This is a genomic window from Streptomyces sp. PA03-5A (assembly GCF_033792725.1).
Classification (GTDB): domain Bacteria; phylum Actinomycetota; class Actinomycetes; order Streptomycetales; family Streptomycetaceae; genus Actinacidiphila.
Map to the genome: position 1 here is coordinate 150,290 of NZ_JARAVL010000011.1, position 19,830 is coordinate 170,119.

At 73.6% G+C, this 19,830-nt stretch carries 16 protein-coding genes; 6 read left to right on the plus strand and 10 right to left on the minus strand.

What is annotated here, in order from left to right; genetic code table 11:
• Positions 1–9: 9 nt before the first annotated feature.
• Positions 10–1,341 (minus strand): aminotransferase class I/II-fold pyridoxal phosphate-dependent enzyme, encoded by a 1,332-nt coding sequence (locus PV410_RS16200; protein WP_500325130.1) that lies wholly within the window; start codon positions 1,339–1,341, stop codon positions 10–12.
• 35 nt (positions 1,342–1,376) lie between these two features.
• Here PV410_RS16200 and PV410_RS16205 point away from each other — a divergent pair, with 35 nt between their 5' ends.
• Positions 1,377–2,048 (plus strand): pyridoxamine 5'-phosphate oxidase family protein, encoded by a 672-nt coding sequence (locus tag PV410_RS16205; RefSeq protein WP_500325131.1) that lies wholly within the window; start codon positions 1,377–1,379, stop codon positions 2,046–2,048.
• A 14-nt stretch (positions 2,049–2,062) separates the two neighbouring features.
• Positions 2,063–2,701 carry an FMN-binding negative transcriptional regulator gene (locus tag PV410_RS16210; RefSeq protein ID WP_500325133.1) on the plus strand — a complete coding sequence of 213 codons (639 nt, stop codon included), beginning with the start codon at positions 2,063–2,065 and terminating at the stop codon, positions 2,699–2,701.
• Here the strand turns inward: PV410_RS16210 and PV410_RS16215 are convergent.
• From PV410_RS16215 to PV410_RS16230, 4 genes are all read right to left on the minus strand, one after another.
• A complete protein-coding gene (locus tag PV410_RS16215; protein ID WP_500325135.1) occupies positions 2,698–4,218 on the minus strand; it encodes an FG-GAP repeat protein in 1,521 nt (506 codons plus the stop codon). The two genes, PV410_RS16210 and PV410_RS16215, sit on opposite strands and share 4 nt — an antisense overlap.
• 774 nt (positions 4,219–4,992) lie before the next feature.
• Positions 4,993–5,973 (minus strand): EamA family transporter, encoded by a 981-nt coding sequence (locus PV410_RS16220; RefSeq protein WP_500325137.1) that lies wholly within the window; start codon positions 5,971–5,973, stop codon positions 4,993–4,995.
• A gap of 12 nt (positions 5,974–5,985) precedes the next feature.
• Entirely contained in the window at positions 5,986–6,546 is a 561-nt protein-coding gene (locus tag PV410_RS16225; RefSeq protein WP_500325139.1) for a peptidase, read from the minus strand.
• 152 nt (positions 6,547–6,698) lie between these two features.
• The gene (locus PV410_RS16230) at positions 6,699–7,781 is read right to left on the minus strand and encodes an aldo/keto reductase (RefSeq protein ID WP_500325141.1); all 1,083 of its coding nucleotides are present in this window, start codon (positions 7,779–7,781) and stop codon (positions 6,699–6,701) included.
• Positions 7,782–7,935: 154 nt separating this feature from the next.
• On the opposite strand from PV410_RS16230, the gene PV410_RS16235 reads away from it, so the two are divergent.
• Positions 7,936–8,853: an AraC family transcriptional regulator gene (locus PV410_RS16235; RefSeq protein WP_500325143.1), complete on the plus strand. Its 918-nt coding sequence runs from the start codon at positions 7,936–7,938 to the stop codon at positions 8,851–8,853.
• Between the two features lie 4 nt (positions 8,854–8,857).
• On the opposite strand, the gene PV410_RS16240 is transcribed toward PV410_RS16235, so the two are convergent.
• The 3 genes from PV410_RS16240 to PV410_RS16250 form a co-directional block, all read right to left on the minus strand.
• On the minus strand, positions 8,858–9,553 hold the full coding sequence (locus PV410_RS16240; RefSeq protein WP_500325145.1) for a pyridoxine/pyridoxamine 5'-phosphate oxidase: 696 nt from the start codon (positions 9,551–9,553) through the stop codon (positions 8,858–8,860).
• Positions 9,554–9,625: 72 nt separating this feature from the next.
• Complete coding sequence (locus PV410_RS16245) at positions 9,626–11,053, minus strand: RICIN domain-containing protein (RefSeq protein ID WP_500325147.1); 1,428 nt, start codon at positions 11,051–11,053, stop codon at positions 9,626–9,628.
• Between the two features lie 305 nt (positions 11,054–11,358).
• Positions 11,359–13,590 (minus strand): pectate lyase-like domain-containing protein, encoded by a 2,232-nt coding sequence (locus PV410_RS16250; RefSeq protein WP_500325149.1) that lies wholly within the window; start codon positions 13,588–13,590, stop codon positions 11,359–11,361.
• A gap of 591 nt (positions 13,591–14,181) precedes the next feature.
• On the opposite strand from PV410_RS16250, the gene PV410_RS16255 reads away from it, so the two are divergent.
• The gene (locus PV410_RS16255; protein ID WP_500325151.1) at positions 14,182–15,477 is read left to right on the plus strand and encodes a ThuA domain-containing protein; all 1,296 of its coding nucleotides are present in this window, start codon (positions 14,182–14,184) and stop codon (positions 15,475–15,477) included.
• 61 nt (positions 15,478–15,538) lie between these two features.
• On the opposite strand, the gene PV410_RS16260 is transcribed toward PV410_RS16255, so the two are convergent.
• Positions 15,539–16,387, minus strand: coding sequence for an SDR family oxidoreductase (locus PV410_RS16260; protein WP_500325153.1), 849 nt, complete (start codon positions 16,385–16,387; stop codon positions 15,539–15,541).
• Positions 16,388–16,506: 119 nt separating this feature from the next.
• Here PV410_RS16260 and PV410_RS16265 point away from each other — a divergent pair, with 119 nt between their 5' ends.
• Together PV410_RS16265 and PV410_RS16270 are read left to right on the plus strand one after the other, a co-directional pair.
• Positions 16,507–16,929, plus strand: coding sequence for a winged helix-turn-helix transcriptional regulator (locus PV410_RS16265; protein WP_500325155.1), 423 nt, complete (start codon positions 16,507–16,509; stop codon positions 16,927–16,929).
• Between the two features lie 106 nt (positions 16,930–17,035).
• Complete coding sequence (locus tag PV410_RS16270) at positions 17,036–17,464, plus strand: type II toxin-antitoxin system Rv0910 family toxin (protein ID WP_499510516.1); 429 nt, start codon at positions 17,036–17,038, stop codon at positions 17,462–17,464.
• Positions 17,465–17,530: 66 nt separating this feature from the next.
• On the opposite strand, the gene PV410_RS16275 is transcribed toward PV410_RS16270, so the two are convergent.
• Positions 17,531–19,822: a glycoside hydrolase family 3 N-terminal domain-containing protein gene (locus PV410_RS16275; protein WP_500325157.1), complete on the minus strand. Its 2,292-nt coding sequence runs from the start codon at positions 19,820–19,822 to the stop codon at positions 17,531–17,533.
• Between the last annotated feature and the right edge of the window lie 8 nt (positions 19,823–19,830).

The window sequence follows — 19,830 nt, forward strand, 5'->3', positions numbered from 1 at the left end:
GCGCCCCCGTCAGCCGAAGCGCCCGGCGCGGTGCGGCCGGACGGCGGCGGCGACGGCGTCGGCCAGGGCCGGGACCTCGTCCGCCGCGACCGGGGAGACGGTGATGCGGATGCCCGGCGGGGAGTCCAGGCGGAAGCGCGCGCCGGGCGCGACCGCCCAGCCCGCCTGCAGGAGCCGGGCGACCGCCCCGGTCTCGTCGGGCACCGGGACCCAGACGTTCATGCCGCTGCGGCCGTGCGCGGGGACGCCGCGGTCGGCCAGCGCCCGCACCAGCGCGTCGCGGCGCGCGGCGTACGCGGCGGAGACGGCCGGGACGTCGACCGCTCCGGTGCGCCAGAGGTGGGCGACGGTGTGCTGCAGCAGATGGCTGACCCAGCCGGGCCCGAGCCGGTAGCGGCCGCGGACCCGGTCGAGCGTGACCGGGTCGCCGGTGAGGACGGCCAGGCGCAGGTCGGGGCCGTAGGCCTTGGCGGTCGAGCGGACCAGCATCCAGTGCGGGGTGCTCCCGGCGAGCGGGTGCAGCGGCAGCTCGGTCAGGCCGTTCACATGGTCGTCGTCGATGACGAGCACCTGCGGGTGGCCGCTCAGGACGGCGCGCAGTTCGCCGGCGCGCGCCGCGGAGAGCGTGGCCCCGGTCGGGTTCTGGCCGCGGTCGGTGACGATCAGCGCCCGCGCGCCCTGCCGCAGGGCGGCGTCCACGTCGTGCGGCAGCGGGCCGTCGTCGTCCACGCCGACCGGGACCGCGCGCAGCCCCAGGGCGGGGACGAGGTCGAAGACGCTGCCCCAGCCGGGGTCCTCCACCGCCACCGCGTCCCCCGGCCGCAGGTGGGCGGTGAGCGCGCGCTCCATGGCGTCGAGCGAACCGGAGGTGAGGCCGACCGGGCCGGCCGGCACCCCGTCGGCGTCGAAGGCGGCACGCGCGAGCGCGGCGAGCTCCTCCTCGACCGGGGACCGCCCGTACAGCGTGGGCTGCCGCGCGTTGCGGGCGGCCGCCTCGGCCAGCGCCTCCCCGAGCGGGGGCAGCAGGGCGGAGTCCGGGTTGCCCGTGGACAGGTCCCGCACCCCGGGCGGCACCTCCAGGCGGATCTCGTCCCGCGCGGTGGTCGCCGGACGCCGGCGCACCCGGCTGCCGCGCCGGCCCGCCGTCTCGATGACGCCGCGGTCGCGCAGCAGGCGGTAGGCGGCCGCGACGGTGTTGGGGTTGACGCCGAGTCCGGCGGCGAGCTCCCGCAGCGGCGGCAGCGCGGCGCCGGGCGCGAGCGCGCCCTCCCCGATGGCCCGTTCGACGCTCGCCGCGATGTCCGCTGCGCCCCGACCGGTGAACGTGTACTCTCCTAGCACAAAAAGCATTATGCACTAGTGCAAAGGATCGCGCCATGTCCGCCACGCCCTCCGCTGCCGATGCGTACGCTCCCACCGACCTCACGGTCCCGACCCGCAGCCGCGAGCGCGCCTCGTACGACCGCGACCTGGTGCACGCGATCCTCGACGCGGACTACCTCTGCCACCTCGGCTTCGTCCGCGACGGGGCACCGGTCGTGCTGCCGACCCTCTACGCGCGCGTCGGCGAGCGACTCTACGTGCACGGCTCCACCGGCTCCCGTCCGCTGCGCGGCGCCGGCGAGGACACCGGGCTCCCGGTCTGCCTGACCGTGACGCACCTGGACGGGCTCGTGCTGGCCCGGTCCGCCTTCCACCACTCGATCAACTACCGCTCCGTGGTGGTGCACGGCGTGGCCCGCCAGGTCACCGACCCCGCCGAGCGCTCCGCGGCCCTGGACGCCCTCGTCGACCACATCGTGCCCGGCCGCGCCGCCGACTCCCGCCCCGCCAACGCCAGGGAACTGGCCGCCACCGCCGTCATCGCCCTCGACCTGCACGAGGTCTCGGCCAAGGTGCGCACCGGCGGCCCCGGCGACGACCCCGAGGACCTGGCGCTCCCCCACTGGACGGGCGTGCTGCCGGTGACCCGCTCCTACGGGACGCCCGAACCCGCCGACGACCTCGACCCGTCGATCACCGTCCCCGGCTACCTCACCGCGCGCTGAAAGGAGCCCCGCGCATGCTCGTCCACCCCTGGGACGCCGCCCTCGACGAGGCCGAGTGGCAGGACTGGCTGGCCGCGCGCGACTTCGGCCAGCTCGCGGTCAACGGACTCGACGGCGCGCCCCCGTTCGTCCAGCCGCTGCACTTCGCCTACGACGCCGTACGGCGCGAGGCGGTCACCCACCTCGCCCGGCCGAACCCGCTGTGGGCCGCGATCGAGGCCCACCCCCAGGTGACGCTCAGCGTCGTCGACGACTACACCTTCATCCCCGGCCCCTGGCACGCCCCCGAGGGCACCCCGCCCGAGCACGGGACGCCCACCAGCTACTACGCTGCCGTGCAACTGCTGTGCGTGGCCCACCTCGTGGACGACCCGCAGGAGAAGGCGGACCTGCTCCACCGGCAGCTCGCCCACTTCCAGCCGCGCGGCGACCACGCCCCCGTCGTCCCCGGCCAGGCGCCGTTCGGCCGGATGCTGCCCGGGATCCGCGGGCTGCGGCTGGAGGTCACCGACGTGCGCGCCAAGTTCAAGTTCGGCGGGAACCGCCCGCGCGAGACCCAGTGGCGGGTCAGCGGGCTGCTGGCCGAGCGCAACGGTCCGGGCGACGACGCCGCCCGGACCCAGCAGTTGCGCCGCCTCGGGCAGCGCGGCTAGTCGTCGATCGCCGCGCCGAACCGGGCGTTCTGGGACGGGGCGCCGAGCGAGCCGCCGCCGTACGTCCAGCTCCCCGGCAGCTTCAGGCCGCCGGCGCCCGCCGAGAACACCCACACCACACCGTCGTTGGTGTTCTCGCCCGGGGCCGCGACGAGCAGACCGAAGTAGCCGTCGCGGTTGGGGTCGGTGAGGGAGACCTGGGCACCGAACTTGTCGGCCTTCTCGGCGGCGCCCGGGACGCCCGCCGTGTTCTGGCTGACGTCCAGGACACCGGCGGTGGTCAGGCCCCCGGCCGAACCGCGCAGCACCCACACGGCTCCGGCGTCGGCGACGCTGCCGATGTCCTCGCCTGAGGCGCCGATCGCGACGTCCGCGTACCCGTCGCGGTTGACGTCCCCGACGGAGAGGTCCGAGCCGAAGCCGTCACCGCGCTCCGAGACACCCGGCACGCCGGCGTCGTCCTGGGTCCACCACACGGGCGGGCTCCCCGGACCCTCCTGCCCGACCGGCCCGTCCGGGCTGCCGTAGTAGACGCCGACCATGCCGCCGGTCATCGACGCGCCGCCGTCGTCGGGGCTGTGCGGCTCCCCGGTCACCAGGTCGTCGAAGCCGTCGCCGTTGACGTCGCCGGAGGCGACGACGGGGCCGCCGCGCAGGGCGGTGACGGGCAGCGGATCGATGTCGTCGCTGAGGAGGACGTACGACCAGCCGTAGCCCGGCTCGTCGCCCAGGCTGAGGCCGGAGACCACGAGGTCGGCCAGGCCGTTGTCGTCGTAGTCGCCGGTCGTCAGCGAGGTGGGTGCGATGCCGGGCCCTTCCGCCTGCCGGGCAAGCGGCGTGCGCCGCCGGTCCTTGAAGGGCGTGAAGGTCCCCGCGTCCCCGCCCTTGCGGGCGGCGGCCTGCGGCACGGACTCGTACTGGAAGATCGACAGCCCCACCTTGTCGATCACGGCGAGCAGGTCACCCGGGACGTAGGTGGTGAAGTGCCCGGCGGCCAGGGCGCTGCCGAACCGGTCACCCTTCATGGCGCTGACGGACTGCAGCCAGTCGCTCGCGGCGCCGGACAGCCCCTTCGCCGAGCCCCACAGGACCACGACGCCGCCCGCGTCGGCGCCGACGCCGCCCAGGTCCTCGCCGGGGATGCCGACGACGGCGTCGTCGTACCCGTCCCCGTCGAGGTCCCCGCTGGCCACGGCCTGGCCGAAGGCGTCGCCGGTCTCGGCGGCGCCGGGCACGCCGGAGGTGTTCTGGCTGAAGACCTTGGCGCTGGTGGTGACCCCCTTGGGCCCGCCGTACTGCACGGTGACGGCACCGGCGCCGGAACGCCCGCCCACGGTGGCGCCGGGCGCGCCGGTCAGCACGTCCTCGTACCCGTCGCCGTTGAAGTCCCGGTTGCGGTCACTTGCATGGGTGCCGCCGGGGGTCCCGGCGACGGAGGCGGGCGCGGTGGCGATGGCCGCGCCCGTGATGAGGAGAAACGACGCCGCGGTGACCGCAGCCGAGCGGTTCTTGCGCATGAACGGCTCCTTCGCTCAAGAACGACCGGGCGGTGCGGGGGTGTCCGGAAAGAGCCCGTTTCCTTCTCCGGCACGGTCTTTGACACGCCGTGGGGAGGAATGGTTGTAGGGGTGATTGCGGAAGCATGGACGGAGGAGCGCCGTCGGCGCACGGCACCGCGGGCACCACGACCGCCGCGGCCTCCCGGCCTGGCGGGTCGGACGCTCTCCACGGCCCGCGGGCCACAGCCTGGGACGAACCGACGAGCGCGACCGCCGCTACCGGACCGGGCGGACCGACCTGGCGTGCCGGCCCGGTGGGGCAGCGCGCCTGACGATCCGGTCGGGGACGATCACGCTGTGCCGGGGGCGGACCCGGCCGCCGCGCCAGCGGGGCCGCGCCCCCGACACCAGCGTGCGGCACGCGGACCAACGCGACCGCCGGTGCCGGACCCCCGCGGGCAGAACGCCCCGGCCGCCCGCGGCGCGTGGCCGCGACGACGAGCGACAACCACCTACCGGTGACTCCGGCGGACCACGCCGCGCCAACGCTGTCCGCGGCACGCGGACCAGCGCCACACTGGTGACGGCCCCGGCGGCCCGGCGGCTGGAACACCCCCGGACCCCACGGGACGTGGCCGGGCCAAGGGGCCGGCGCGCCTAGCGACCCGGACGGGGGCGACACAGGCCGCGCAGGTGTCCCGGACGGTCGTGCTGGTCCTCAGCAGCGGCGCGTCGCCGCGACGACCACCTACCCGAGACCCCCGCAGGGCGGCGCCGCAGCCGGCGGGAGCGTTACGCGGGTTGCGTCGCGGACGCGGCGGCCTCCGTGTCGGCCGGGGTGCCGGAGGCGACGACCGTGGTCGTGCCCTGCTTCTTGGCGGTCTGGGCGACGAAGGCGCCCGCCAGTACGAGCGTTCCGCCGATGACCTGCGGCAGGGCGAGGTGCTCGCCCAGCAGCACCCACGCGAAGACGGTGCCGACCACCGCCTCCAGGCAGGCCACGACTCCGGCCACCTGCGGCGACAGCCGTCGTACGGCGACCACGCCGGTCAGGTAGGCCAGCACGGTGGCCACCAGCACGACCCAGCCGACGAGCAGGACCGCGGGCACGTCGGTCTCGCCGAGCGCCGCCTGCCGGGTGAGCACCGACCAGTCCATCGACCAGGGGCGGGAGACCGCTGTGAGCACGACGGCGCCGATGGCCAGGCCGTAGGCGATGACGGCGACCGGGTCCGGCGCGTCGTCGCCTTCGCTGCCGTGGTCGGCCAGGACGAAGTAGCTGACCTGGCAGCAGGCGGCGCCGAAGGCGAGCGCCAGGCCCAGCGGGTCGAAGGCGAGCCCGGACCACACCTCGACCACCGCGGCCATGCCGCCGACGGCGAGCACGACACCGATCGCCGCGGCCTTGCTGACCGCCTTGCGCTGGACGAAGCGCACCCAGCCGAGCAGCAGCGCGGGACCGAGGAACTCCACGAGGATCGCGACGCCGACCGGGATGCGGGAGATCGCCGCGAAGTAGAGCGTCTGGACGCCGGCGACGCCGAGCAGGCCGAAGCCGAGCAGCAGACCGGGGCGGCGCAGCAGGAGCGCCCGGTGCCGCAGCACCACGGGGAGCATGACGAGTGTGGCGCCGGTGACGCGCAACCACACCACGTGCAGCGGGTCGAGCCCCGCCTCGATCAGCGGCTTGGCCGCCACCCCCGAACCGCCGAACGCGAACGCGGACACCAGCGCGAGCCAGAGCCCGGCGTTCCTCCCCTGAGACACATGCATCGGGCCATGATGTCAGCTCGCGACAGGACCGTCATCCCTGTGGCGACTGTCGCCCTCGGTACGTGGCGGGTGCGGGCGCCCGGCCAGGACCTCCGGTTCGACCCCCGCCGACCTCAGCACCTGCGCCGCCCGGCTCCCCCGGTCGGCGACGAGCGCGGCGAGCAGGTCGGTGCCGTCGGCCCGCGGCGCGTCCCGCTCCCCGGCGCGGACGGCGGCCGCGCGCAGGGCCGCGGCGGCGGCCGGGCTCCAGCCGGGTGCGTCCACGGCGGTGAGCACGCTTCCGGCGCCCGGGTCCTCGACCGCGTCCCGCCAGGCGATGCCGTAGCCGATGCTGCGCTGCGCGAGGTAGCCGAGGACGCGCGCCACCCGCCCGCCACCGGCGGCGGCACCCGTCGTACCGGCCGCGCCCGCCGCACCGTCCACGGCTTCCCGCGCCCGCGGGTCGGCCTCGAGGAGGGAGTGCAGGAGGTGCGCGGTGTCGACCTGCCGGTCCCCGTCCCTCGTGGCGCGCCGCCGGGCGGCGGCGGTCACGGTGCGCAGCTCGGCGCCGAGCCGCGAATCGTTCCAGTGCACGCGGTCCACCCCATCAGACGGCACGCCCGGGCGGCATCGCCGCACGGTCCCATTCCGCCGTCCTGCGCTGGACGGGCACCCCCGTGCGCCGCGTCCTCCTCAGGGATGACGCCGTCCCCAGGACCGGCCCCGGGCCGGGCGCCGCGGGCGGTTCAGTAGCGGACGTCGCTCTGCAGCAGCGGCGGGTACACCGAGGACGCCCGGCCGTCGACCGTGGTGCCCGCGAACTGCAGCATCGCCTGCAACTCGCCGTGCAGGGGCGCCGGATAGCCCAGCACCGGGGCCGACACCTCGTCCAGCCGCCGCAGGTGCTCCGGGGCGAGGACCGTCTCGAGGCCCGCGAGGTTGTCCTCGAGGTGCTCCAGTCGCCGCGCGCCGACGATCGGCACGACGGTGCCCTCGCGGGCGCGCAGCCACGCCAGGGACACCGCCGCCGAGGTGGTCCCCAGCTCGTCGGCGACGGCGGCGACCTCCTCGATCACGGGGTACTCGTCCTCCCCGGGACCGCCCACGAACGAGGTGCGGGCGGAGTCGGCGACCGCGCCGCCGCGCCGGTACTTGCCGGACAGGAAGCCGTTCTTCAGCGGGCTCCACGGCACGAGCGCCATGCCCTGGTCGAGGGCGAGCGGGGCGAGTTCGCCCTCCACGGTGCGGGCCAGCAGCGAGTACTCGACCTGCAGCGCGATCAGCGGGGTCCAGCCCTTCAGCAGCGCGGTGGTCTGGGCCTGCGCGGTCAGCCAGGCGGGGGTGTTGGAGAAGCCGATGTAGCGGATCTTGCCCGCGCGCACCAGGTCGTCGAGGGTGCGCATCGTCTCCTCGATCGGGGTGTGCCGGTCCCAGTTGTGCAGCCAGTACAGGTCCAGGTGGTCGGTACGCAGGCGGCGCAGGGTCTCGTCGAGCTGGGCGACGATCGAACCGCGGCCCGCGCCGCCGCCGTTGGGGTCGCCGGGGAAGAGGTTGGTGAAGAACTTCGACGCCAGCACCACGTGCTCGCGCCGCCCGGGGTGGGCGGCGAACCAGTCGCCGAGGATCCGCTCCGAGTGGCCGTTGGTGTAGAAGTTCGCGGTGTCGATGAAGTTCCCGCCGCGGTCCAGGTAGGTCGCCAGGATCTTCTCCGACTCCTCGACGCTGCACCCGGCGCCGCCGGGGTCCTCGCCGAAGGTCATCGCGCCGAGCGCGAACGGGCTGACCCGCAGCCCCGATCGGCCGAGGGTGACATAGTGGTCGAGCGGCATGGACGTGCTCCCTTGTGCGTCGGAATCTGTCCACTCCATGCAACGGGAGACGGCTCCGGCGGGGTAGACCGATCCTCGCGGGCTCTTGCCCGATCCTGCCGACTTCGCCCCGATCGGGCTTGCCGGGCCTCTGGAGGGGATGGTTCGGTGAGGTGTGCGCACCCCTTCCGACCTCCTGGACGAGGTCCGCGGCCTCATCTCGACCCACGCCCGGCCCGACCTGCGGACGCCCATCGACGGGCTGCTGCTCTCGCGGGTGGCGACCGCCCCGCCCGACTACTCGCTGACCGAACCGCTGCTGGTCGTCATGGCCCGGGGCGGCAAGCGCCTGCTGCTCGGCGACGAGGTGCACGACTACCGGGCGGGGCAGTACCTCGTGGTCACCGCGGTCCTGCCGGTCACCGGCCACTACGTGGACATGAGCCCGCGGCACCCCGCGCTGGGCATGGGGCTGGTCCTGCGCGCGGCCGCCATCGCCCCGCTGCTGCTGGAGGCACCGCCCGGGCGCCGGGCCCGAGCCGCGTCCGCCCCGCCCGCGATCGCGACCGGTGAGGCCGGACCCGACCTCCTCGACGCCGTCGTGCGGCTGCTGCGGCTGCTCGACCACCCCGCGGACGCCCCCGTGCTCGCCCCGATGATCGAACGGGAGATCCTCTGGCGGCTGCTCACCGGCCCCCACGGCGCCATGGTCCGTCAGATCGGCCTGGCCGACAGCGGCCTGTCCCAGGTCAGCCGGTCCATCCACTGGATCCGTGACCACTACGCCGAGCCCCTGCGGATCGAGGACCTCGCCCGTCTCGCCGGCATGAGCCCCTCCGCCTTCCACCGGCACTTCCGCGCCGTGACGACCATGAGCCCCCTGCAGTTCCAGAAACGCATCCGCCTCCAGGAGGCCCGCTCGCTCCTCGTGGCCCGGCCCGAGGACGTCGCGGGCGTCGGCCATGTCGTCGGCTACGCCAGCCCCACCCAGTTCAACCGCGAGTACCGCCGACTGTTCGGCGCCCCGCCGGGCCGGGACGCCGCCCGCGTCCGCACCGCTTCCGGCCCGCCGGGGGTGCGGCACCTGCCGTGAGGCCTCAGGGCCAGAGCAGTCCTCGTGTCCAGCCGCCGGGGGCGGCGGGGTCGCGGGTGTAGCGGAGGCGGACGTGGCCCTGGGCGGGGGCGGCCTGCCAGAACTCGGCCTCGTCGGCGACGAGCCGGTAGACGGTGTGGCCCTCGGGCACGTCGTCGGGGTGGGCGGCCACGTGCCCGGTGGCCCGGCGCCGGGCCTCCTCGTAGGCGGCGCGCCCCTGCATCGGGGCGCTCATCACGCCCGTGAAGCCGGCGATCCGGGAGGCCTCGCGGCGGCCGAGGAAGTCGCGGCGGGCGGTGGCGCGGTCCAGGGTCTCGACCGGCCCGGTCACCCGGATCTGCCGGCCGTGCCGCGGCCAGTACCAGGTGAGCGCGGCGTGGGGGCGGTCCGCCAGGTCGCGGCCCTTGCGGCTGGCCGCGTCCGAGGCGAAGTCGAAAGCGGGACGGTCGAGGTCGACGCCGCGCAGCATGAGCACCCGTGCCGAGGGCCGGCCGGCGGCGTCCGCCGTGCTGAGGGTCATGACGTGCGGTTCCGGGACGCCGTCGTCGAGGGCGTACGCCAGCCAGCGGGCGAACAGCGGCCCGGGTTCGGGTCCGGCGGTCGCGGGGTCGAAGGACGGGAGGGGTCCGCCGAGGACGGGCGCGGAGCGCATGCGCTCGCGGAGGGCGTCGGCGGTCACGGGTGCCTGGTCGTCGGTCACGCACCGATCCTGGCATGCGGCCGCCCGGCGCACCGCGGTCGCGCGGTGCGCCGGGCGGCGGCGGTGGGGCCGTCAGGCCGGGAGGTGGAACTGCTGGTTGGTGCCGCCCGCGCAGGTCCAGATCTGCAGCCGGGCGCCGTTGGCGGTGGACTTGTCGGTGACGTCCAGGCACTTGCCGGAGGCGGGGTTGACCAGGGTGTCCCCGCTGCCGCGCTGCCAGACCTGGGCGCCGGTGCCGTTGCAGTCGTACAGCTGGACCTTGGTGCCGTTGGCGGTGCCGGCGGCGGTGAGGTCCATGCACTTGCCGAGGGCGCGCAGCGTGCCGTCACTGCCCACCGTCCACTGCTGCGCGGTGGTGCCGTTGCAGTCGTACATCTGGACGGCGGTGCCGTTGGCGCTGCTCGCGGCGGCGATGTCGACGCACTTGCCGCCGAGGCCGGTGATCTGGCCGGTGGATCCGGTGGGCGGCGGGGTCGTGCCGCCGCCGGTCACGGTGTTGAAGACGGAGGAGAACTGCCAGGCGCTCTGCGGGGTCCCGCTGCAGCTGTCGGAGAGCTGCCCGTTGGTGGCGCAGGCCTTGTCGCGGCCGAGCGCCCAGAAGGCGAGCTCCTGGATGCCCTTGGACTGGGCGAAGTTGGCGAGCGTGGCGGCGTTGCCGGTGGTGAAGATCTCGCTGGTGTCGTCGTTGACCCCGATCATCGGGGTGTTGCCCTCCATCGCCCACAGCTGGGCGTCGGACTTCTCCGGCCAGATGGCGCCGAGCTGGCCGCGCAGGGCGGTGGCGGCGTCGGTGGCCGCCTTGCCCATGTCGCGGGTCCCGTCGTAGTAGTCCATCGTCATGATGTTGACGAGGTTGACGTTCAGCCCGTTGCTCTTGGCGTTGGAGAGCAGCTTCGTCCCGTTGTCGTCCAGGCCGTTCGGCATGGACGGCAGGGTGTACTGGACGTCGAGCTTGCGCCCGGCGGCCGCGTACTCCTGCTGGAGCTGGGCGAGCGCCTTGTTGCGGCGGTCGTTCGCCGCGGTGTTGGCGATCGCGCTGCCCTCGACGTCCAGGTCGACGCGGGTGAGGTTGAGGGCGTCGACGACCTTCTTGTACTGGGCCTTGAGCGCGGACACGGTCGTACAGGAGAGGCCGACCTCGGTGCCGGAGGCACCGCCGAAGGAGACGATGACGTCGCCGCCGGCGGCCCGCAGGGAGTTGACCGCGGAGGTCCAGCCGGCGTCGGTGACGGGCGTGTCGCCGTTGAACATGGCGTTGCAGCCGCCGCCGTCGATGACGAAGGCGAGGGTGAAGTACTTCAGGCCCGTCGCGTTACGGGCGTTCGTCATCGCCGAGGGCGAGTTCCAGGTCTCGACGTAGGGCGCGGCATAGTGGGCGGGGAAGCCGGGGCCGGGGTTGGCGGCGGCGCTCGCGGAGCCGCCGGTGGCGACGACGGCGGTGGCAGCCATCGCGAGGACGGCGGGGGCCGCGGCGAGGGCTCTGACGGCGGATTTCAGCACGTGACGGCTCCTTCGTGTGCGCACCCGGGGTGCACGTCGTGGGGGGCAAGCCGTTGAGGGGGGTGGGACAGCGGGGTGGGGGGATCTGAACAGCTGTTCATGTAGGTGAACATCGCTTCACTACATGAACAGCTGATGGCCGATGACGGTATGGACTAGACCAGCCCTGCGTCAAGCCCCCCGCACCAACGGTTCGTTGGGCGCCGCGATGACAGCGGGAGGGCTCGCGGGCGTGCCGGGGGGCGGGGTCGCCGCCGCCCGCCGTGCGGACGGCGGCGGCCCCGCCGGTCGTCGTCCGGCCGGGGTCAGGGGCCGGAGACGAGGTTGGCCACGTTGTTCGCGGAGTTGGACGGGCCTCCGCTGTTGTTGATGACGTGGCTGATCGTGCCCGTCCCGCCGAGGGAGACCGTCACCATGTCGTGGAAGCGGACCCCGGACACCGCGGGGACCTCGAAGGCCCGGTCGGCGACGACGGACGGGTTGACGTTGAAGTAGCAGTAACTGCCCAGGCCCCAGGCCTCGTGGCTGGTCACCGAGGGGCTGACCTTGTAGGCGTCGTAGCCGCGGGTGGAGCCGTTCATCCAGGCGGCCTGGTTGGGCGGGTCGTACGGCATCTCGTTCTGGAAGAAGTACGTGCGGCCGCCGTTGCCGTTCCAGATCACCTGGTGCTGCTGGTAGTGCTCGACGAACAGGCCGTACATCGTCACGTTCGTGCCGTTGACGATCAGGCCGTTGGCGGCGGTGTTGCTCGTCCAGCCCACCCCGCTGCCGTGGTCGGCGCGCCACAGCCACATGTGGTCGCCGATGACGTCCGAGCTGTTGACCACCAGGCTCTGGGTGGCCTTGCCGACGCCCGCGCCGCCGATGCGGAAGAAGACGTCGTGCAGCGAGGTCGGGTCGGCGGTGTGCCGCGCGGACGAGCCGGCCGGGCCGACCTGCATCAGCGTCTGCGAGTTGGTCGTGCCCGCGTCGATGAGCAGTCCGGCGATCTTGACCCCGTCGACGTCGGCGACGTTCACCGCGGTGATGCCGTTGTCCGGGATGACGGTGGCCAGGCCCAGGCCCAGGACGACGGTGTCGGCACGGTTGATGTTGAGCGTCTGGTTGAGGTGGTAGACGCCGGGCGTGAACAGCAGGTTCTTGCCCTGGGCGAGCGCGCCGTTGATGTCGGTGGCGGTGGCGCCGGGCTTGACGACGAAGAACTGGTCGATCGGCAGCGAACTGCCGGCCGGGCTGCCGCCCGCCCAGGTCGTGCCCTGGGTGTTGGTGCGCAGCGCCGGGACGAAGACCTTGTACGCGCCGGCGGAGTCCACGTACAGGAACGGCTTCTCACGCGTCACCGGCGACTGCGCGACCGTGGTGTACGGCGGGCTCGGGAAGGTGTTCGCGGGGGCGTTGACGTCACCGACGAAGACCATGTTCCAGTTGGAGCCCGTCCAGCTGCCCCACTGGCTGTTCCGCGACAGCCACTGCTGCTGGGAACCGGAACGCACCTGGCCGTCGATCTTGGAGTCGGCGATCAGGCCGCCGCTGGACCAGCCGCCGTCGTCCAGCTGCAGGTTGCCGCGGACGTGCATGCGCCGGTACGGGGCCGCCTGCGAGACCGCCCAGCGGTCGGTGCCGCCGGTCGGGTTGACGGAGAGGTTCTCCGCGGAGCGCCAGAAGTTCTGGGTGGCGTTGCCCTGGAACCAGTCGGCCTCGGCGTGGACCGCGCCGTTGATCGTCACGTCGTCCGGCGACAGGCCCAGGCCCGCGACCTGGGTGTAGAAGCCGACGTTGGCGTCGACGCTGTAGCTGCCGGGCTTGAAGAGCAGGGCGTAGCGCTGGGAGCCGAACTGGTTGGACTCCTGCTGGCCGAAGACCTGGCTGAGCCGGCTCTGGATGGCGGCCGAGGACATCGACGGGTCGAAGACCGAGACGTTGGGCCCGAGGTCGGGGGTGCCCGGCGGGTTCTGCGGGGTGTCGGTGGAGCCGAGGCTGAAGGACTGCGCGGCGGTGCCGTTGCAGGTGTACTGCTGGATGCGCGCGCTGTCGGCGGTGGAGGCGGCGGGCACGTCCAGGCACTTGCCGCTGTTGCGGTTCACGAAGTGGTACGTCCCGCCGGTCTCCTCGACCGGCAGCCACTGCTGGTTGGCCCCGCCCGAGTACGACCAGAGCTGGACCGGTGCGCCGTCCGCCGTGGAGACGTCGGTGACGTCCCAGGACTTGGCCGCGTCGTTGCGGTTGTTGACCCGGACGTAGCCGTCGCTCGTCGCCTGGAACTGCCACTGCTGCGCGGTGGTGCCGTTGCACGCGTACTGCTGGACCGCGGTGCCGTCGGCGGTGCCCGCGGCGGCGGCGTCGACGCACTTGCCGCTGTGCTTGGCGGCGACGGTCACCCAGCCGGTGGGGAGGGAGGCGGCCTGGGCCTGCGGGGCGGTCAGCACGACGGCCGACAGGCCCGAGGCGAACAGCGCGCCGAGCGCGAGCGGTGCGACGCGGCGCCGGACCCGGCCGCGTCCGGGGACGCCGCGGGACGGCGCTCCGAGGGTTCTCATGGAGGACTCCTGTGCCGCGCGGGGCGCGGCGCCGTGGGGGGGGTGAGCGGGCATGCCGAAGCGGGCGACGGCATGACGTGGCATGACGGAGGTGGGGGGTGGCCGGGCGCACGCGCCCGGCCATGCGACAGCAGCTCAAAGGTCGGATCGACCTTTCTTCACGGCGTGAAGTTAGGCTTCCGCAGCGGACACGTCAAGAGGTCGCGCTACGGATTTCGAATGCCGCCGGATGCGCGGTGGTGCCTCAACTCGATGTCCGGACACGGCATTTGCGCAGTTGGCAGCCGATGCGACACGGTGCGGCGCGGTGCGGCCGGCAGGCGCCGCCACATCCCGGCCGGACAACACTTGAAGGCGCCCCTCCGGCCGGGCCACCCTTCGGGAACCGCCCCGCCGGACCCCCCGCCCGGACCTGCTGATCAACGACCGCCACCTGGGCGGACCGTACTGGTCTGTACCAAAGTCTTGACTGCACCCTTCCTTCACTCCTTAAATCACGAGTTGAACAAGGCCTCCCCACCGCCTCCCCCCACCCCGCTCCCCCACCGGCGCCCCCCACACGCGCCCGCCGACCGGGAAGGACCTCCCCCCATGACCCGTGCCACGAGCGCCGCGAGGCGCGCCGCCGCCCGCCTGTTACTGCTGCTCGCCGTCCTCCTGGGCGCCGTCGCCGCACCGGCCACGTCCGCCCCCGCCGCCGCCCCCTTCAAGGTGCTGGCGTTCTACAACGGCACCTGGGACGCCGCCCACATCAACTTCGTCAAGGAAGCCAACCAGTGGTTCCCGCAGGCGGGCGCCGCCAACGGCTTCACGTACACCTCGACGACCAACTGGAACCTGCTGACCGACGCGAACGCGCTGAACCAGTACCAGGTCGTCCTCTTCCTCGACGACGCCCCGCAGAGCGCCGCTCAGCGCTCCGGCTTCGAGACCTACATGCGCGGCGGCGGCGCCTGGATGGGCTTCCACGTCTCGGCCTGGACCGACAACGCACAGAGCTGGCCCTGGTACTACAACCAGTTCCTCGGCAGCGGGAACTTCCGCTCCAATACCTGGGGCCCCACCACCGCCGTGCTGCGCGTCGAGGACCGCACCCACCCCTCCACCACGCACCTGCCCGCGACGTTCACCTCGTCGGTGAGCGAGTGGTACAGCTGGAGCAACGACCTGCGCAACAACCCGGACATCGACGTCCTGGCGTCCGTCGACCCGGTCAGCTTCCCCTTGGGCACCGACCCGAACCAGTCGTGGTACAGCGGCTACTACCCGATCCTGTGGACCAACACCAAGTACCGCATGCTGTACGCCAACTTCGGGCACAACGCGATGAACTACGACACCAACACCCCCCTGTCGTCGACCTTCGCCAGCGCCACCCAGAACACCTTCCTCCTCGACGGCCTCAAGTGGCTGGGCACCGGCTCCACGGGCGACCCCGCCCCCACCGACCCGATCTCCGAGACCTCCTGGTACTCCCTGGTCAACGCCGGCAGCGGCCGCTGCGTGGACGCACGCGCCGCCGCCACGGCCAACGGCACCGCGATCCAGCAGTACACCTGCAACTCCACCACCGCGCAGGACTTCCGCGTGCTGTCCACCGACAGCGGCTACACGCGCCTGGCCGCCCGCAACGACACCACGAAGGCCGTGGACGTCACGGACGTCTCCACCGCCGACAACGCCGCGCTCCAGCTGTGGACGTACGGCGGCGGCGCCAACCAGCAGTGGAAGCCCGTCGCCGAGTCCGGCGGCCGCTACCACTTCACCGCCCGGCACAGCGGCAAGTGCCTCACTGCCCCCACCGGCGACCCGAGCGGCACCCAGCTGGTCCAGCGCCCCTGCGACGGCTCCGCCGCGCAGTCCTTCCAGCTCGTCGTCCGTCCCTGACCCGGGCGACGGGATCACGGTGCCGCCCCGCCCCCACGAGGGCCGGGGCGGCACCTCCGCGTCAGCGGAAGGCCGCCGCGTGGCGGGCGGCCCAGGCGGCGAAGGGCCGCGCCGGACGCCCGAGCAACGCCTCGGCGTCGGGGCCGACCCTCTGTTCGGCGGGCAGCGGCTCACCCAGGATGTCCAGCGTGCCGTCCGCCACGGGCTCCGGCATGAAGCGCAGCATCCCCTCACGGGCCTGCTCGCGGCTGAGTTCGACGAAGCGCAGCGGGACTGCGAGTTCCCCGCCGAGCACCTCCGCCTGCCGGCGCGGGGAGACCGCTTCGGGCCCGGTCAGCACGTAGGTCCGGCCCGCGTGGGACCCCTCACGGAGGACGACCGCGGCGGCGTCGGCGACGTCGGCGGGATCGACGACCGGCAGCGCCACGTCCGCGAAGGGCGCGGCCACCGTGCGCGCGGTGCGCACCGAGTCCGCCCACGCCAGGGCGTTGGAGGCGAGGCCGCCCGAGCGCAGGACCGTCCAGTCCACGCCGGAGCCGCGGACCGCGGCCTCGAAGGCCCGCAGCGGCTCGTGGGAGACCGCGTCCGGCCGGGTCCCCGCCGCCTGAGAGGAGAGCAGGACGATGCGTCGCACCCCGCTGTCCCGGGCGGCCGCCACCAGGTCGTGCGGCCGCGCCCGCGGCCCCAGCAGCTCCCCCGCCACCAGCAGGAACAGCGCCTTCGCGCCGGCGAGGGCGGGCCGCAGCCCCTCCGGCGACGCGAGGTCGACGGTTACGTGAGGTACGCCGGCGGGCAGCCGGTCGCCCGCGGGGGCCCGGCGCGAGAGGGCCGTCACGGGCTCGCCCGCCGCCGCCAGTGCCCGTACGAGAGGGCGTCCGACGTTCCCGGTGGCCCCTGTCACTGCGATCATCTCCGGCTCCGTTCCGGTCCGTTGGTCAACGACCCGGCGAAGCTAACACCGTGGATATAGTAGGTACCTACAGGATAGTGACTATCCCCCAAGCCCCCAGGAAGCCCCAGGGAGCCGCCATGAACGCCGAGACCGCGCACCGCGACGCCGCCCCCGTTCCGACCCCTCGCGAAGGCCCCTCCCGCACCGCCGACCCGGCACTCGCCTGCCCCATCGGCCCGGTCGTGGACCTCGTCTTCAGCCGCTGGACGACACCGGTGCTGTGGAGCCTGCACGCCCACGGCCGGCAGCGGTTCGTCGAACTGCAGCGCCGGATCGGCGGGATCACCCCGAAGGTGCTGACGCAGCGCCTGCGCCAACTGGAGCGCGACGGACTGGTGGTCCGCACCTATCACCCGGAGGTCCCACCACGGGTCGAGTACGAGATCAGCGAGCTGGGGCGCAGCCTGGCGCCCCTGTTCGCGACGCTCGCACGCTGGTCGGACGCCCACCTGGACGAGGTGGAACAGGCGCGCGCGGCGTACGACGGCCCGATGCCCTGAGGAACGGCCGGCACCCCACAGCAGTCCTGACGGTTCATCAGTATTGAAACTTCCGGTCGAGGCGGTTACGTTCCGCTCACTCGCCGACACAAGGGAGTGTGGTCGTATGGCCGAGGTCTCCGCACAGGCCCGCATCGCAGCTCCGGCCGAGAAGGTCTGGCGCACCCTCACCGACTTCAGCTCGCACACGCAGTGGAGCACCACGCACACCGGCTTCCCCGACGGCGGTCCGGAGCCGTTGGAGACGGGCGCGACCTACCGGGAGAACATGAAGCTGATGGGCTTCCCGGCCGAGGTGAACTGGGAGGTCACGTCCGTGGACCCCGGGCGGGGGTTCGAGATCGCCGGCAAGGGCCCGATGGCCGTGGACCTGCTGACCCGCTACAGCCTCACGCCGGACGGCGACCAGACCGACGTCCGCATCGACGGCGCCTTCAACGGCGCGGCCGTCGCCCTCATGGCGGGCAAGCTCAAGGACACCGCCACCGCCGCGCTCAACGAGTCGCTGCGCAAGCTCGCCGGTCTCGTCGAGTAGCCCGGGACGCCCCGGAGGCCGGGGACCGCGGGCGGCGTGGTCGCCGCGGTCCCCGGCGCCCGCCGCCTAACGCAGCACCGCGTCGGCGCTCTTGTCCCCCACCGTGAAGGTGTACGTCCCGCGCTCGACCCGCCGTGTCCCCGCGCCGTCGATGTCGCCCGGCGTCACGGCGAGCGCGCCGCGGGCGAAGTCAAGCCGCACGGTCCGCTTCTCGCCCGCCTTCAGGTGCACCTTGGTGAAGGCGACCAGCTTGCGCGCCGGCCACAGCACCTCGCTGACCGCCCGTGACGCGTAGACCGGGACCACCAGGTCGCCGTCCCGGGCGCCGGTGTTGGAGACGGTCACCTTGACGCCCTTGGCGTCGGCGGTGAGGGCGTCGTAGGCGTACGTCGTGTACGACAGGCCCGACCCGAAGGGGTAGAGCGCGTCGTACGACGACTCAAGGCCGCCGTTCGTGCCCGGCAGCTGCTGGTAGTACATGGGCTCGTTGCCGATGTCCTTCGGCCACGAGACCGGCAGCCGCCCGCCCGGGTTGACCTTGCCGAACAGCACGTCGGCGACGGCGCCGCCGCCCTCGGTGCCGGGCAGCCAGGACATCACCAGGCCGTCGGTGCCGGCCGCGTCGCCCAGGACCAGCGGACGGCCCGCGACGACCACGGTGACGACCGGCTTGCCGCTCGCCTTCAGCGCCTTGACCAGCGCCTGCTGGTCGGCTGACAGTTCGGGCCGCGGGCTGTCCGCGGCGCCCTCGGCGGCGGCCTTCTCGCCGACCACGACGACGGTCAGGTCCGCGCCCTTCGCCTGTGCCACCGCGTCGTCCGCGGTCACGGCCCGTACGACCTCGGTGCCGGCGGGAGCCGCCGCGCGGATACCCTCCAAGATGGTCGTCCCGGGCAGTTCGACGCCCTCGGGCACGCCCTGCCAGCCGATCGTCCATCCGCCGGCCTGGTCGTTGATGTCGTCCGCGTACGAGCCCGCCACCACGATGCGCCCCGCGTCCGCGCGCACCGGCAGCACGCCGCCCTCGTTGCGGAGCAGCACCTGCGACTCGGCCGCGGCCCGCCGCGCGAGGGCGGCGTCCGCGCCGAGCACCGCCTTGTCGGCCTTGGCGGGGTCGACGTAGGGGTGCTCGAAGAGACCGAGCTCGAACTTCAGCCGCAGGATGCGCCCGACGGCCTCGTCGATGCGCCGCGTCGGGACCAGTCCGCGGTCGACGGCCGTCTTCAGGCCTGTGCTCCACTCCTTGGCGAAGTACGGCTCCATCGCCATGTCGAGGCCCGCGTTGACGGCGAGGGCGATCGCCTCCGGGTAGTCCGCGGCGATCTTGTACCGGGTCTGGAGGGCGCGCACGTCCTCCCAGTCGCTGACGGTGACGCCCCTGAAGCCCCACTGCTGGCGGAGCACCTTCGTGAGCAGGTACTTCGACGCGGTGGCCGGTACGCCGTTGACGGCACCGGAGTTGACCATCACGGTCTTGGCTCCGGCCTGGACCGCCTGCCGGTAGGAGGGCAGCAGGGTGTCCTGGAGGTAGCGGACGGAGACGTCGGCGGGGACGCGGTCGTGGCCGTTGGAGGGCTCGGAGTAGCCGCCGTAGTGCTTGACGCTGGCGGCGACGCGCTTGGACCCGCCGGCGTGCTCGATGCCCGTCACGGCGGAGGCGGCCAGGGTGCCGGCGAGCAGCGGGTCCTCGCCGTAGGTCTCGTAGTAGCGGCCCCACCGCTGGTCGCGGGCGAGGTCGGCGACGGGGGCGAAGTTCCAGTCGATGCCGGTGGCGGCGACGGCGCGGGCGGTGGCCGCGGCGGAGTCCTCCACCGTGCCCGGGTCCCAGGTGGCGCCGAGGCCGATCTGGTGCGGGAAGACGGTGGCGCCGAGCACGTTGTTGTGCCCGTGGACCGCGTCCACGCCGTACAGGACGGGGATGTGCAGGCGCGTGTTGGTGACCGCGTACTTCTGGACGGCGTTGACCATCTTCGCCCAGTCCTGGGGCGTGTTCCTGGCCGGGGTCATGCCGCCGCCGGAGATCACCGAGCCGACGGGGTAGTCGGCGAGCACGGTCTTCATGCAGCTCTCGTTGAGCTCACCGCCGCTCCACTCGCAGTCGCCCTGGATGCGGGCGACCGCGACCTGGTCCATCTGACCGATCTTCTCCTGCAGGGTCATGCGCCCCAGCAGGTCCTTGACGCGCAGTTCGACGGGCGCGCCGGCCCGGGCGTAGACGGGCCCGTCGGCGCGGGCGGGGACGGAGGCGACCGCGGCGGCGCAGGCGGCCGCGGTCGAGAGGACGAGGAGGTTCCGCCACCGGTTCCGGTTTCTCCGCCGGTCGCGGACGAGGCGTGCACGCGGTTCGTTCGCTGGCATAGCAGGCA